The organism is Tsukamurella sp. USMM236 (assembly GCF_037148755.1).
GTDB lineage: Bacteria > Actinomycetota > Actinomycetes > Mycobacteriales > Mycobacteriaceae > Tsukamurella.
On the sequence record NZ_JBBCSS010000009.1, the window covers coordinates 1 to 13,839 of the forward strand.

12 protein-coding genes and 3 pseudogenes are annotated in these 13,839 nt (G+C 64.5%); 9 read left to right on the forward strand and 6 right to left on the reverse strand.

Annotated features, from left to right (window positions below; genetic code table 11):
* Positions 1-120 precede the first annotated feature (120 nt).
* Positions 121-357 (reverse strand): annotated as a pseudogene (locus WFK95_RS22150) (metalloregulator ArsR/SmtB family transcription factor); the annotation flags it as partial.
* 46 nt (positions 358-403) lie between these two features.
* On the reverse strand, positions 404-793 hold the full coding sequence (locus WFK95_RS22155) for a heavy metal-responsive transcriptional regulator (RefSeq protein ID WP_068526163.1): 390 nt from the start codon (positions 791-793) through the stop codon (positions 404-406).
* 65 nt (positions 794-858) lie between these two features.
* Between WFK95_RS22155 and merA the strand changes: the two genes are divergently transcribed.
* From merA to WFK95_RS22170, 3 genes are read left to right on the forward strand one after another with little or no spacing between them, the layout of a single operon-like run.
* Positions 859-2,283: a mercury(II) reductase gene (gene merA, locus WFK95_RS22160; protein ID WP_068526164.1), complete on the forward strand. Its 1,425-nt coding sequence runs from the start codon at positions 859-861 to the stop codon at positions 2,281-2,283.
* A 38-nt stretch (positions 2,284-2,321) separates the two neighbouring features.
* Positions 2,322-2,984 carry an organomercurial lyase MerB gene (gene merB / locus WFK95_RS22165; protein WP_074850279.1) on the forward strand — a complete coding sequence of 221 codons (663 nt, stop codon included), beginning with the start codon at positions 2,322-2,324 and terminating at the stop codon, positions 2,982-2,984.
* Positions 2,981-3,436, forward strand: a complete 456-nt coding sequence (locus WFK95_RS22170) for a hypothetical protein (protein WP_126195754.1) — start codon at positions 2,981-2,983, stop codon at positions 3,434-3,436. Before merB ends, WFK95_RS22170 begins: the two co-directional genes overlap by 4 nt.
* Before the next feature lie 168 nt (positions 3,437-3,604).
* On the opposite strand, the gene WFK95_RS22175 is transcribed toward WFK95_RS22170, so the two are convergent.
* A complete protein-coding gene (locus tag WFK95_RS22175) occupies positions 3,605-4,066 on the reverse strand; it encodes an ArsI/CadI family heavy metal resistance metalloenzyme (protein ID WP_068526166.1) in 462 nt (153 codons plus the stop codon).
* A gap of 95 nt (positions 4,067-4,161) precedes the next feature.
* Between WFK95_RS22175 and WFK95_RS22180 the strand changes: the two genes are divergently transcribed.
* From WFK95_RS22180 to WFK95_RS22190, 3 genes are all read left to right on the forward strand, one after another.
* Positions 4,162-4,515: an Rv2640c family ArsR-like transcriptional regulator gene (locus WFK95_RS22180; RefSeq protein WP_068526167.1), complete on the forward strand. Its 354-nt coding sequence runs from the start codon at positions 4,162-4,164 to the stop codon at positions 4,513-4,515.
* 304 nt (positions 4,516-4,819) lie between these two features.
* Positions 4,820-5,191 carry a hypothetical protein gene (locus tag WFK95_RS22185; RefSeq protein ID WP_068526168.1) on the forward strand — a complete coding sequence of 124 codons (372 nt, stop codon included), beginning with the start codon at positions 4,820-4,822 and terminating at the stop codon, positions 5,189-5,191.
* Positions 5,188-5,811, forward strand: a complete 624-nt coding sequence (locus WFK95_RS22190) for a hypothetical protein (protein ID WP_068570220.1) — start codon at positions 5,188-5,190, stop codon at positions 5,809-5,811. Before WFK95_RS22185 ends, WFK95_RS22190 begins: the two co-directional genes overlap by 4 nt.
* Here the strand turns inward: WFK95_RS22190 and WFK95_RS22195 are convergent.
* From WFK95_RS22195 to WFK95_RS22205, 3 genes and pseudogenes are all read right to left on the reverse strand, one after another.
* Positions 5,786-6,838, reverse strand: a complete 1,053-nt coding sequence (locus tag WFK95_RS22195; RefSeq protein WP_068563588.1) for a hypothetical protein — start codon at positions 6,836-6,838, stop codon at positions 5,786-5,788. The two genes, WFK95_RS22190 and WFK95_RS22195, sit on opposite strands and share 26 nt — an antisense overlap.
* 465 nt (positions 6,839-7,303) lie before the next feature.
* Entirely contained in the window at positions 7,304-9,919 is a 2,616-nt protein-coding gene (locus WFK95_RS22200) for a TniQ family protein (protein ID WP_336672017.1), read from the reverse strand.
* Positions 9,916-10,299: pseudogene (locus WFK95_RS22205) on the reverse strand (ATP-binding protein); the annotation flags it as partial. The gene WFK95_RS22200 and the pseudogene WFK95_RS22205, both read right to left, overlap by 4 nt.
* Here WFK95_RS22205 and WFK95_RS22210 point away from each other — a divergent pair.
* The 3 genes and pseudogenes from WFK95_RS22210 to WFK95_RS22220 all read left to right on the forward strand — a co-directional run.
* Positions 10,253-10,894 carry a TnsA-like heteromeric transposase endonuclease subunit gene (locus WFK95_RS22210; protein WP_336672085.1) on the forward strand — a complete coding sequence of 214 codons (642 nt, stop codon included), beginning with the start codon at positions 10,253-10,255 and terminating at the stop codon, positions 10,892-10,894. The pseudogene WFK95_RS22205 and the gene WFK95_RS22210 overlap by 47 nt on opposite strands.
* The gene (locus WFK95_RS22215; protein ID WP_336672019.1) at positions 10,891-13,038 is read left to right on the forward strand and encodes a helix-turn-helix domain-containing protein; all 2,148 of its coding nucleotides are present in this window, start codon (positions 10,891-10,893) and stop codon (positions 13,036-13,038) included. The genes WFK95_RS22210 and WFK95_RS22215 overlap by 4 nt, the downstream gene beginning before the upstream one ends.
* A pseudogene (locus WFK95_RS22220) lies at positions 13,035-13,667 on the forward strand (AAA family ATPase); the annotation flags it as partial. The gene WFK95_RS22215 and the pseudogene WFK95_RS22220, both read left to right, overlap by 4 nt.
* Between the last annotated feature and the right edge of the window lie 172 nt (positions 13,668-13,839).

Below are 13,839 nucleotides of genomic sequence, written 5' to 3' on the forward strand. Positions count from 1 at the left end.
GCAGGACCTCATTCTCCTGCTCCAACAACCGGATTCGCTTGTTGGCCTCCCGCAACTCCGCCGACTGCCCCGACGTCATCCCAGGCTTGTTGCCGTCATCGATGTCGGCGCACCAGTCCCGACCTTGAGGTGGTGCGAGATCGTCGGTTGCGAGACGTCCACCGCCGGCGAGATGTCACACACGCAAGCCTCGCCTCCCTCGTGGCTGGCGATCAGGCTGAACAGGCGCAGCCGGACCGGGTCGGCCAGGGCCTTGAACACCGCCGCGAGGTCGACGGACTGCCCCTCCGACAGAGGCTCACGGACCAGCGGTGAGCACCGCACGGTCACATCGGTCAACGGAATCGAATTCGACACACATCAATATTGACAGATATCGATGTTGGACACAAGCGTGTCTGGGTTATAGGTAGCGACAGATATCTTCGCTAGCGCACGACTTCGGATCGGTGTGTTCGGCAGCTTGGCGTAGGTGGGTGATGTTGTCGCGCAGTGCGATCAGTTCCGCGATCTGTTGATCGAGGTGGTGGATCGACCTGTCTAGCTGGTCGCGTACGTGATCACATGGGGCTTGGCCGGTGCCGCGTATGTCGATGATTCTTTTGACTTGCGCGAGAGTGAGTGCCGCCGCCTGCCCCCTCTTGATGAATTGCACGATGCCGATGGCGTCGGGGGTGTAGTTGCGGTATCCACCGGCGGTACGTCCCGGTTCAGGGAGGAGCCCCGCTTCCTCGTAGTACCGCAGCGTCGATGGCGTGGCGCCAGATTTGCGGGCGAGTTCTCCGATCCGCATCGGGTCCTCCCTGTCCGGATTCTGGGCTTGACCTTCAAGGGTACTGGAGGGTTGATGATGGTGACATGAGTGAAGAGTTTGATCTTGCGATCGTTGGTTCGGGTGCTGCAGCGATGGCGGCGGCGATCCGCGCAACAGCCATGGGCAAGTCCGTGGTGATGATCGAGCGAGGCACTTTCGGCGGCACCTGTGTGAATACCGGTTGCGTGCCGTCGAAGGCGTTGATCGCCGCGGCGCAGGCACAGCACACGGTCTCTGATGCTGGCCGGTTCCCGGGGGTCGGTGCGACCGCCGTGCCGGTAGATATGGCCGCCCTGGCGGCGGGGACACGGCGCTTGGCAGAGTCGATGCGGTCAGAGAAGTACGTTGCCGTTGCGGACTCGTACGGCTGGCGCCGCGTCCAGGGTGCGGCCGCGTTCGCGGGAACGCGGGCAGCGCCATCGCTGGTGGTCACAGCTCCCGATGGGACTACCGAGACGATAATTGCTCGACGGTACTTGGTGGCAACAGGGGCCCAACCGTCGATTCCGTCGATTCCCGGACTCAATCTGGTCGACTACCTGACGTCGACGACCGCGATGGAGTTGACCGCAGTCCCGGAATCACTCCTAGTGATCGGCGGCGGGTTCATCGCGCTCGAGCAGGCGCAACTCTTCGCGCGACTGGGGGCGAAGGTAACCGTTTTGGTGCGGTCCAGGATCGCTTCGGCCGAAGATGCTGACGTCGCAGATGCTCTCCTGGAAGCGCTCGCTGACGAGCACATCGAGGTAGTGCAGCTCGCGACCGCGACCTCGGTCGACACCGAGGCGGGTGAGGTCGTCGTGACCGCCTCCAGCCCTGGTGGACAAGGCGACTTCCGTGCGGCGAAGCTGCTCGTCGCGACGGGCAGAACCCCGAATACTAGAGGTTTGAATCTGGAGACGGTTGGAGTCGACACGAGCACCAGCGGCGCGATCCTCGTGTCGAATCAGCTCAGAACATCAAACCCGCGTGTGTGGGCAGCGGGCGATGTGACCGGCCATCCCGAGTTCGTCTATGTCGCAGCCGCGCAAGGCACAACGGTCGCCGACAACATGTTCGGACAGACCCCGCGGTCGTTGGACTACACGCACCTGCCGCGCGTGATGTTCACCAGTCCGGCAATCGGGAGCGTCGGTATGACCGAGACGCAGGCCCTCGCAAGCGGAATCCGGTACACGAGCTCGCTTCTTCCGCTCACTCACGTACCCCGGGCCCAAGTTGACCGAGATACCCGAGGCTTCATCAAGCTCATCGCAGACTCCGATAGTCATCGAGTCCTCGGAATTTCGGCGGTCGCGAATAGTGCCGGCGAGATCGCCGCCGCTGGGGTCTACATCCTCGAAGCAAGGATGACCGTCGAGCAGGTCGCCCGGACATGGGCGCCCTACCTGACCATGGCCGAGGGCATCAAAATCGCCGCACAATCCTTCAGCACCGACATCGCCCAGCTCTCCTGCTGCGCTTCCTAATTCCTGATTCCACCGATCCGCAAGCGAAGTCCCAGACAATGACCAATCCACTCGATCGACTCATCACCCCCGAGGGGTCCGGCCTCGATCCGGCAGTCCTGGTTCCCCTACTCAGGCTCCTCTCCAAGGGAAACCCCGTCAGCGTAGAGGACTTAGCAGCTGCGGCCGGACTGTCGGAACCCGATGTACGGGAACGACTCCAATCCGTTTCCGACACCGAATACGACGATCGCGACCAAATAGTCGGGCAAGGACTGACCCTCCGTCCGACCCCGCATCGGTTCACCGTCGCAGGTCACGAACTGTTCACGTGGTGCGCACTCGACACCCTGATCTTCCCCACACTCCTAAACCAGTCAGCCACCATCGAGTCGACCTCACCCGCGAGCGGTCAAACGATCAGAATCTCTGTCACGGCAGACACCGTGACCAGCATCGAACCCGACACCGCAGTGCTATCGCTCGTCGACCCCGATGACCTCAGCTCGCTTCGAACGTCGTTCTGCAACCAAGTGCACTTCTTCGCCTCCCCACACGATGCCCAAACGTGGACGCGCGAAAATCCCGGCAACCAACTCCTCGACATCACCCACGCGCACGCCCTCGGGAAAGCTCTCGCTGAACAAGCGCTCATCAGCCCGGACACAGCCCGACAGGCCGGATGCTGCTCGCCGGATCAGCACGAAGGAACCGCCCAATGACCAACACAGTGAAATCGCCCCTCGCACGCAGGACAAGAGAGATCGGCCGATGGGGCACCGCCGCCCGGACAGTGATCGGTGCCGCTTTCGTGGGAGCCGGGATCATCATCGGACCTTCCACAATCGACCTCATCATCGCGGTCGCACTGGTCCCTGCCGCGATCACCCTCGCGGTTGTACTTCGGGGTCGTGATTCGGCACCACTGCGGGTCACAGGCGCGTGGGCCATGGCCACTAACACGCTGGTCTTCTTCGCGTTCTTCGCGCTCACCCCGCCGGCGGCAGCAACGTTCTACGGGCTTTCCATGCTGCTCGCCGCTAGCCGCGGGCTCGCAGCCTGCGAAGTGATGGCGGCATCGAACGTGATCCTCAACCGAAACGACCAAGTCGGTTGCCCTGTCTTTACCCCGATCGACCGCATCGAGGGATTCCACCCACGCGACTGCGCCTAACCGCAGATGCCTCTCCTCCAGCGCAGCCTCCGCCCAGGGGGACGCCGACCGCGAGAACCAGCCGGTACAGCGCAGTGCGGCCCGCTACTGCGTTTCGCGCCAGCGCTCTCTGGTAACCGCGTCGATGGCCGCCACCCGAAGCGGTGACGGCCATCGATCGAGGGCGGACTAGCAGCAGTTCGCCGCCGCAGGGGTGCAGCACGCGGCCGGCGTCGCTTCGGAGTCCTCGGCTGTCGTCGCCGGAGTGTGTCCGCCGTCGAAGGTCTCGGCGTCAGCGAGGACGGTGTAGACCTCCCAACGCTCGGCGTCGGGGGCGGTGACCCAGACCTTGTCCTGGGTGGCGAAGCAACAGGTGGCGCCGATCTCCTCCTCGGTGAACAGCTGCTCCTCGGTGAGGCGGGCGATCTCAGCGTGCACCTTGTCGCTGGAGTCCACCTCGACGCCGAGATGGTTGATGCTGCCGCCCTGGCCGGGGTTCTCCAGCAGGACCAGCTTGAGCGCCGGGTCGGCGACGGCGAAGTTGGCGTAACCGGGCTTGACCTTCGCCGGGCCCGTGCCGAACAGCTTGGTGTAGAACGCGATCGACTGATCGAGGTCATCGACATTGAGGGCGAGCTGGACGCGGGACATGAGAACCTCCGAGGCTTCGACATACATCTAACTGTTGCTCGTTCAGTTCTAGACCACGCTTTGACATATGTCAACGAGTAGGTAGATTGAAGCGTATGCCCAAGACGCTCCCCGTCGTCGACATCAGCGCCCCGATCTGCTGTGCTCCGCTGGCCGCCGGCGTGATGGACGAGGCCGCGGCACTCGAGCTCGCCCTGCGCCTCAAGGCCCTCGCCGACCCGGCCCGGATCCAGCTGATCTCGATCCTCATGGCCGCACGTCCAGGCGAAATCAGCACCGGCGACCTCGCCGACACGGTGGGCCTGTCGTCGGCGACCGTCAGTCACCACCTGAGCCAGCTCAAGAAGGCCGGCCTCGTCAGCTCCGAGCGGCGCGGGATCAACGTCTTCTACCGGGCCGAACCTGACTCCCTTGAAGCGCTCCGGGCCGTCCTGGCCACGTGCTGCTAGCGCGAACGCGCCTCTCGCGCGCAGGTAGTGGCTGCACGACACCGTCGCGAGGCTCCCCGGCACAGCACCAGCACGATCGCCTGCGGCAGGATCGACACGCGTGGACCACATCGAGCAGCAGCTAGAGCAACAGCTCCGCGAACGCGGCATCCCCCTCACTGCGGCTGAGTTCCTCCGCGCCGTCCTCGAAGCCCTCGACGACGGCGCTTCCGTGCCTTAGCGGGACAGCGGTCGGCACGAGGAACATGCGCTGTAATCCGCAGTACCAGTGACTGTTCGGTCCTTGACTGCTAAAATCAGCAGTATGCTTCCCACGGGTCCCCGGACGATCGACAGCTTCCGCCGGATCACCATCCCAGCGAAGGTGGCGAAGGCGTCCGGAGTGCGGCAGCCTTCGTGGGTCCGGATCGGTGTCGTCGCCGACCAGAGGATCGTCGAGATCATTCCCACTCGCGGCCCGCGCGGGACGAAGCCGTCCGTACGAGGTAACCCGGATCGTCCGCGGCGGCTGCGGACGTCGCGACAGATCGCGCTGCCGGCGGCGGTCCTCGACTCGGTCGGTCTGGACATTGGGAGCGTCGTGGCGTTCCTGGCCCTGGAGGACCGCATTCATCTGTTCGCCGCGTCGCGGGTCATCGCGCCGGAGCCCGCGCCCGTGGGAGAGGAAGACCAGTGACGGCGCGGCGACGTACCCGGTCAATCCACGCAGAGGCGGGTCAGCTCCCCCTGTTCGACGTCCCTGCCGTCGCGCCGGCGGATCTGGTCGACCCGGCCGTGGTCGCAGCTGCGGAGCTCGTCCTCGATCGCTCAGTGTCGGTGTTGCCACGGACCGAACTGTCGGGGCTTCGCGGGTATCCGGTGGTCCGATGGTCGCCGAGCATCGCCGAACGGATGTCGGCCGGGGCGGGACCGATGCTCGACGCGCAGGTCCTCGAGCTGTGGGAGATGTGCCCGGCGGAAGGCGCTGGCGCGCCGCCAGCGGCACCGTTGAGCATCGTCGGGTTCGTCGCCACCGGGCAGTGGAAGAGGGCCCTGTACGTCGCCAGCGAACTTCGCGGGTTCGGGGAAACCGTGGTGCTGACCGAGCGGCGCCCCACGGCGCTGAGCTTGACGGCGGCGGACCTCGCCGACGTGAGTGTCGTGCATACCTCTCACGCCGGCGAGGAACTGCTGGTGCGGGGATCGAAGGTCGCCGATCCGCCGCGGATCGTCGCGGTGCGGTACTGGGAGGAGCGGCTCTTCGCTCACGCCCTCGCGACAGGGGTGTCGATCACGCCGCAGCCGGCTCCGGCGTAGCGCCGATCCACGCGGACAGGGCTCGTTTACGTTTCCAGTCCCCGCCGGTGAGCTGCTCGATCTCGATGTTGCTCTCGTGGGCGGCCTCGCACATCGCCGTCCACGCCTGCGGGCCGTTGTGCGCGGCGATAGCGGTGGCCAATCCGCGACCGAGCATCGCGACCGCGGAGACCGAATGGGAGAACGCTGCTGCCTTCGGGATGTCGGCGGTGCGGATCCAGGTCAGGTCCCGCCCACCGCAGAGTGCGCAGTCGCAGCACCACGCGGCGTGGGACTCGTCCTTGAGGTAGTGCCGCTCGAACGCGGTCAGCGACGTGTACGCCAGCAGCTCCGGGAGGATGAACGACACCGACCCGCTGCTGCCGCCCCCGCCGATGTCGGGGTAGATGTGCCGGTACGTCGTCGACGAACCCAGCGCCGCGCCCGCGGCGCCGTACGCCAGCGCCCCCAATCCCGCCGTGTCACTGCGCAGTAGCAGCACCGGGACATCTGCCGTGAGGACGTGCACCAGCCCGGTCACGACGTTCGTCCGGTCGAACGGGTCGTCGGTGTCCTCGACCATCAACGCCACGGGGATGCCGTGCGCGTTGATCTCAGACCGGAGCGAATCGGCGGCGTGCGAGAGCCACCAGCTCGCGATCGGCAGCGCCGCGATCACCTGTCCACCGAAGCGGGCCGCCGTCTTCAAGGTGGTCCGCAGCCCGGCGGTGTCGCCCTTGGCCACATAGCCGGAATCGGTCAATGCCCACGTCAGGCCCGCGCTACGTTGCACGGTGATCCAGTCGCGGGTCGGCTCCGCCGTCGCCATCTTCCGCTGCCGGCCGCTGTAGAGGTTCGCGTCGAGCAGCAGGGCTGCGTCGGGGCACTTCTTGCGGGTCTGATCCGCCGCGGTGCTCGCCACCGCGGTGCGGTGGTTCCGGGACTGCCACGGCACGGTGTAGACCGCGCCGACACCTTCCGACGCGATCAGAGCGCGGGTCGGGTCGATCAAGGTCGTCGGGACCTGAACGAACAGGTCCGTCGGCATGCCCTCGAGCCGGTGCTGTCCGACCTGAATGGGCCGGGCCCCACCAGCCCTAGTAGTGCTGGTGGAATCGGTAGTGCGATCAAAGTCGCGACTGTCGTTGGTCAACGGTGCCTCCTCAAGGCGTTGTGGATGAGCCACCACGCCGAGGTCCGCATCGCTCGCCCACACCGACCGTTCCGGTGTTTGGCGAACCCGCGCACACCGTCTACCATCGGAGGCGTCATCCAAAGACATTCGCAACGGTCACGGTATTGAGGGCACGAACCCTCGGAGCGGTGATTCAGTTGTTCAGCAGAGCCCGGTTCGTCGGCAAACGAGCCGGGCTTCAGCTGTCTCTATTCTAGAGCCTCACCATGACAGGTTCCGGACGTGAAATCGCGGTTCGTTCCTGGCCCTACCGACGCGAGGACATGCGTGGAGGCTAGGGCATTCCGAACCCCTTCTTCGCCACCTGAGAGGCCAGGTTCAGGAATTTGGTGCACCGCTTTGCCCACCGGGAGACTCGCTAGCCGTTCCGTCCAGCTTTCGAATGGCGGCGATCACCCTCCGTCCGTGGGCGGTCAGGGTCATTGGGCGATTGCGCTCGGCACGGTCGAACAGAGCTCCGCCGGTCTCGCGTTCGAGCCGGAGAAACTGGTTCGTGAGGGTTGCCTGGCTGGTTCCTAACGCGTGTGCAGCTTCGGTCAGCGTGGGGAATCGCGATGCTGCTTTCGCTCGTTCCAGTCGGTCGCGCCCGCCCTGGGCCGCAACAGCTGTGCGCAAGATCGGCGGTACCGTTTTCGCGGCGGCCGCGGCGTCGAGGGCCGCGGTGTGGCTGGGTCCGCCGCGGGGTCTCATCGGAATCTCGTGTTTGTTCGCCCACCGAGCCAGGTTCGCCGTGCTCATGCCCAGTTCTCGGGCTATGTCAGGGAGAGCCCTGCTGTTGGTGACATATTGCTGGTAGAGCCAGTCGCGGTCGACGATGATCGTCGCGCGCTCGGTAGCGGGGATCGTCGGGATCTCGTATTCGGTGAGGAGTCGACGGATCACCTGACGACTGACTCCAATACGGTTAGCGATCTGTCGCAAGGTGAGGCGATCGTGATGATAGAGCTGGGTCAAAGCCTCCGGGGGGAGCTGCGTTCGAGCGCTGGCGTACTGCCGGCGGCCGGTATCGACTGGGAGGGGATTGACGATCAGCTCAAGGCGAACCGCCTCGCCAGTGGTGCCGAGGTCGCGGGCGGCGGCGCCGATGGGAAGGCCGCGTTCTCGGATGAGCTTTCGAAGGCGATCACGGTCGATCAGTCCTGGTCGCGGGCCAGGGAGGTCGAGACCAGCGAGGAGCTCAATTGGCGGCTCCCAGACAATTGGTTCCTCATCGATGCCCGCGGCGTCCAAGAACACCCGTGCGTGGTTGATCAGCTCGTCCCGAAGGCCGGGTGTCAGATGGCGGGGAAACGCGGCCATCTTAGCGAGCAAGTCTGCGGACCCGTCAACCGTGGGGACGCCTGTGAGCTCCTCGCGAAGAAACGCCCGAACGACAGCCGCCCGGGCGGAGCCGCCCTGTGACAGCGTTCCGGTGCGGTGGCAGATCTGCCTCCACTCATCGTCCGGAAGCAAACCGGTGCAATCGAGTGCCCGTCGGCGCTGATAGTCGATCGGTACGCCGCGCTCAACAACGTAATCGGCAACGCGTGTCAGACCCGCGCACACATCGCTCCAGTGTTGATCGGACTCCAGAATCTGTAGGAATCGAGATAGGGCATGGCCAGCCAGGTGACCTCCGACCTGCTGACCAGCGGCCGTCAGATTCAACCGAGTGCCCACCAACTGTACGGCCGCAGACAATGCCAGGCGCATCATTGTGCGCCTCGCCGCCGGGACCGTGAAGGGCAAACTGATTCCGGCCCAAAATTGCGTCGGCGTGTGACGCGCTAGTAGCTCTGCGCGCCCACTGGTCACCAAGGCGGGAAGGTCGGAGTGAGTGCGGTAGCGAAGTTGGTCGGACGGGTCGAGCATCGGGGATAGCGCGGCGAGCTGGACACCGGTCAGGATTGGTGAGATTCGCGTCCCCCAGCCGATGTTCGTCGGTTGAACACTGAGGCCCGTCTCCCGGGCCGAGGTCACTAACCATCGCAGGCGATCAGCTGCGGCTGCGAGGTCCGAGCAGTGCAGAACGTCGATCGCGGCACTGACACCAATCGCAGCTGTGACGGCTCTCGCTGGCGCTTCGAGGGCCGGCTTCGTGCGGCTCTGTCGGACTTGTCCGGATCGTGCACCACCTTGTTCATCGACTGCCCGGTACTCAGCCGCCAGTTCGGGTCCCACTCGCGCTAAGAGCTCTTCGTCGGTGGCGTAGGACAGTACTCGGCCGCCGATGGCGCGAATGTCGGCAAGCACAGATGCCGCAGGCTGTGGAAGGCGCGCGTAGACCCCGAACCGCACGACTCCGTCGTCGATGATTCGATCAATGAGGGCCTGTGCCCGAAGAGCGGGGTGCGCACCAGGAAGGTCGAGGACCTCGGCAGCCGTGAGATCGGCGCCGCATCGTCGGGCCTCCCGTCCAATACCTCCTTCCTGCGCCGGCGATGCACATCGGCCGGGGATCGGGGTGCAGTGGCCCGGGAGCGGGCGGCGGCGTGGAATTCTATGGCAGCGAGGGCATTCGTCGGACAGCAAACAACGATGCTCGGTGCAGGCGAACGCCCAGCCGAGTCGCCATTCGAGCTTCCATCGGCCGCCGTTGCTTCGGAGGCAGTGCGGGCAGAAGCGGGATCCGGTGCGGCGGGTCCACGCCACTTCGCGGCGCAAACTCCGCGACTGCGAGTCGATGCGCACCGCGGTCCCGTCGAACCGGGTGAGGGTCATCATCGAAAATTCGACGTCGCTGCCCGTGGCGGCACACAGGCTGGCTACTTCGGCCTCGCTGAGTGCGATCGTCCAGGGCGGGTACCCAAGACCTGCAGGCGCAGGTATGTCGACTGCGTCGAGAAGGTCTCCCCACGCTGAGTCGGCGCGGAAGGCGATCGCTTCGAGCCAGGAATCGATCGCTTCGCCTGGCACCGGGGCCACCCTGAAGGGAAGCGAACGTGGCACTGTCATCCGGCCCTGCCGATGCGAGTTCTCAGGCAGCCGTTGTCGAATGCCAGGCGCAGTTCTTCGCGAGCCTTCTCCGATGCCTCGTCGATCTTGACCCGATCGAGCAGCTCCTCGTCGAGGCGCTCATACCCAGTCCGGACCGCGCGCTGACATCCCCGGTTGATCAGGGTCATCAGTGAGCCGATCTGGCCGGTACACCGGGCATACAGGTAGTCAGAGAGATCGTCGGCGATCATGCCCGGATACTTTTCGGCCAGAACCACCCGCTGCTCGATCGCCTTGAGCGTCTGACGCCATGCCCGGCGCCCAGCATCATTGGTGACACCGAAAGGATCCATTGTCAGCCGCGTTGTACGCCGGCCGGTCTGCGCGAGAAGAGCATCGTACCGGGGGCAGAAACACTATTCGGGCTGGTACTGGTCGAGCACTACCCGCGATCTGGTGATCTATGAGTCCCGCCTGGAACTCGCCAACCTGATGCTCGCAGACTTCGACGATCAGGTCCGGGGCATCGTGGCTCAGCCCTTCCTTCTCGCGGCTGAGGTCGATGGTGTCGTGCGGAGGCATGTTCCGGACTTCCTGCTCGATACTGATTCCGGCCCGGTCGTCGTTGACGTGAAGCCTGCTCGAAGGCTTGATAACGATGATGTCGCAAGGGTTTTGAACTTGACTCGCGATGTCGTTGAGGCTAAAGGGTGGCGATACGAGGTCGCCACCGAGCCGCCGCCGCAGAGGGCTTCCAATGTCAGATTCCTCGCTGGCTATCGGCGCGAGAATGCAATCGCGCCAGACCATTGCGAGGCGGTTCAGGCGGTCGCTCAGGTGGGATTGACGATTGGTGATCTCATCGATCGGATGCCCGATCGTCCTGACGCGTGCGTGCGAGCGGCGGTGCTGCACTTGATATGGCGGCGTCGCCTGCACGTCGACATTGACGCTGCAATCACTAGTCGAACTCAGATTTCGGGGGTCTTATGAGTGGCGTTGAGCGGGTTGAGGTTGGCGGGCGGTACATGTACGACGGCGAGGTGTTCGAGATCGTGGAGCTCGCCACGGCTAAGGGCGTCGTCGATGTGCTGGGGAAAAGCGCTGCAGGGCAGTACATGCGAGTCGGCCTAGCGGAGCTGCTGTCCTCGGTCCGGGGTCGGGTCCTCCCGACCGGCACTGGCGTCTCAAGCACTGATGCAACCGAGCCTGCAGGCGTCATCTTCGGTGAGTTGTCCGCGGCGGAGCTTCAGCAGGTGACGGAACGCGCGGGGCACGTACGGGAGATTCTTACCGGTTACAGATCTGGCAGCGTGGAGACTGCGAGCAAGGGAGAGCCCAGGCCGGAGTTTGCCGTCGACCGGCCGCTCACCGACCGCTACGCAGCGAAGGCGCGCGAGCTCGGCGTCGGCCTGCGATCTGTGGAGCGGTGGGTGTCCAAGTTCCGCACTGAAGGGCCCGCAGGCCTGGTAGACGCGCGACGTACGAGAGAAGCGGATCCCTTCCCGTCTGTCGATCGGCGGTGGTTAGACACAGCTGTCGAAGTCATGGTTGAGCACGCCACCGAGTCGAAACCTTCCCGCACGATGGTGATGGCACGCGCGGAGGCACGGGTCTTGGCGCGATTCGGAGAAGGGGTCGTCGCCATCCCGTCTCGGACAAATGCTTTCCGTGTTCTCGAGTATCTGGAACAGCGCTATCCCACATTTCGACTGTCTGCCAAGCGAAATCGCGACATCGCTGAGCGGCCAGATGGCGTGTACGGCAAGCTCCGTCCAACTCGGCCTGGCGAGTACATGCTGATGGACACAACCAGGCTCGATGTCTTCGGGCTTGATCCTCTGACGCTGCGGTGGGTGCAGGTGGAACTGACCGTCGCGATGGACTGGTACACCCGCTGCATCACCGGGTTGCGACTGACCCCGGTTTCCACGAAATCGGTTGATGTAGCGACCGTGATGTACGAGGTCTTCAACCCACGTCCGGCCGGCGCGGACTGGCCGGAGTACGCGGTGTGGCCAGCTCACGGAGTACCGCGGTCGGTACTTGTGGATGTGACTGCGGAGCGGCCAGCGGATGCGGCCGCTGGACCAGCGATTGTCCCTGAGACGCTGGTGGTGGATCACGGCAAGGTCTACCTCTCGAACCACGTGATGAGCGTGTGCCAGCGCTTCGGGATTTCGGTGCAGCCAGCTCGGCTCCGAACCGGCCGTGACAAAGGGCCAGTTGAGCGGTTCTTTCGTACTATTCGTGAAGATCTCCTCCAGGCCTTGCCGGGGTACAAGGGACCTGATGTCCACTCCCGCGGCGAGGATCCTGAGGGCGGAGCGTTCTTCTACATCGACGAGCTCGAAAGCATCATCCGCGAGTGGGTTGCGCAGGTCTACCACCACCGCCAGCATTCGAGCCTGCTCGACCCGCGAGTTCCGGGCTTACGTATGTCGCCCGCCGCGATGTTCGAGCACGGTGTTTCTCGCGCCGGATACATTGAGGCGCCTCGCGATCCGGACCTGGCATTCGAGTTCCTCAAGCCGGTATGGCGGAAGATTCTTCACTACGGTGTCGAGATCGGAGGCCGCCGCTACAACGGAGACGGGCTCAACGGCTACCGTAACCTCGCGAGCCGGTTCACCGGCGAGGCCAAGGGACGATGGCCGATCCACTGCGATCCCGACGACATCACCAAGGTGTACTTCCGGCGCCCAGATGAGCGGACCTGGCACACATTGGTGTGGGAGCACGCACCGTCGATCGATATGCCGTTCAGCGAGGATGCACTGCTCTACGCAAGGAAGCTAGCAGCATCGAAGTACCGATTCCCCAACGACCGCCTTGCGGTAGCTGACTTGTTGGAGCGGTGGAACATCGGCCTGGGCTCGACCCGAGTGGAACGGCGCATTGCGTTGAGAATGTCACGCGAGAGCGAACTGTCGCAGCGACCGCAGGGCGAAGCGCGTGTGGATCGACTGCCGTCGGTCGCCCGCGTGCTCGCTCCCGACCAGGACGAAAGCGATGTGCAAGCAGAGGACACCGCGATTGATCGCGGTCTCGACTACGCCGGCGAGGAAGGTGACGACGATCGATTCGACCAGGAAAACATCGATGACTTCTACTCCGACGCGCTGGAGGACGTATGACCGAAACCGCCGCGACACTCGACAATCTGACCCTCGCCCGAAAGGAAGGGTGGCAGAAGTTCGTCAACACCCCCGCACGTGTTCCACCGGAGGCGTTGAACCGCGATGAACTCGACAGACTGACCGACAAGGAGCGCACCGACTACGACCGTGAGCGCCGCGAGTGGCACGCGAACCTCGGGCCCCTCAAGACCAGACAGCTCGTCGAGGTGCACGAAAACCTCTGGGATGTCATCGACTCTAACGCCCAGGACGGAGACAAACCGAAAGGCGCCGTTGCGATCGACGCAGTACCCGGACTAGGGAAGACCACCGCGGTATTGAGCTTCGCCCGCGCGTTCCACCGCCGCGAAGTAGCCGAGAACGGCACTACGACCGAGGAAGGCCATGAACGGTGGCCGGTGTGCCGGGTGGGACTGACCGGCAACACTGGCCTACGCGAGTTCAACCGGGCGATGCTCGCGTTCTACGCCCACCCAGGCGGCCGCCGCGGCAACGCCGCCGACTTCGCCCACCGAGCCCTGGACTGCGTGCTGGCATGCGAAACGAAGATCCTCATCGTCGATGATCTGCACTTCCTGCGGCTGCAGTCCACCTCCGGTGTCGAGGTCAGCAACCACTTCAAGTACATCGCCAACGAGTTCCCGTTGACGGTGATCTTCGCTGGCGTCGGTTTGGAGGCGCGGGGACTGTTCTCCGAGGGCAGTAGTGAAGCGAAATGTACGCCACGGCGCTGCCGCGCGAAGGTCTTCCATTGCGGCCGCGTGCCACTCCACGGTCCGCTCACAGAGATCCTCACCG

Coding starts and splice junctions, on each gene's coding strand:
- WFK95_RS22175 (WP_068526166.1), bottom strand. CDS start 4,066: ATGTCCCGCGTCCAGCTCGCCCTCAATGTCGATGACCTCGATCAGTCG.
- WFK95_RS22155 (WP_068526163.1), bottom strand. CDS start 793: ATGCGGATCGGAGAACTCGCCCGCAAATCTGGCGCCACGCCATCGACG.
- WFK95_RS22200 (WP_336672017.1), bottom strand. CDS start 9,919: ATGACAGTGCCACGTTCGCTTCCCTTCAGGGTGGCCCCGGTGCCAGGC.
- WFK95_RS22215 (WP_336672019.1), top strand. CDS start 10,891: ATGAGTGGCGTTGAGCGGGTTGAGGTTGGCGGGCGGTACATGTACGAC.
- WFK95_RS22170 (WP_126195754.1), top strand. CDS start 2,981: ATGACCAACACAGTGAAATCGCCCCTCGCACGCAGGACAAGAGAGATC.
- merA (WP_068526164.1), top strand. CDS start 859: ATGAGTGAAGAGTTTGATCTTGCGATCGTTGGTTCGGGTGCTGCAGCG.
- merB (WP_074850279.1), top strand. CDS start 2,322: ATGACCAATCCACTCGATCGACTCATCACCCCCGAGGGGTCCGGCCTC.
- WFK95_RS22185 (WP_068526168.1), top strand. CDS start 4,820: ATGCTTCCCACGGGTCCCCGGACGATCGACAGCTTCCGCCGGATCACC.
- WFK95_RS22180 (WP_068526167.1), top strand. CDS start 4,162: ATGCCCAAGACGCTCCCCGTCGTCGACATCAGCGCCCCGATCTGCTGT.
- WFK95_RS22195 (WP_068563588.1), bottom strand. CDS start 6,838: ATGCCGACGGACCTGTTCGTTCAGGTCCCGACGACCTTGATCGACCCG.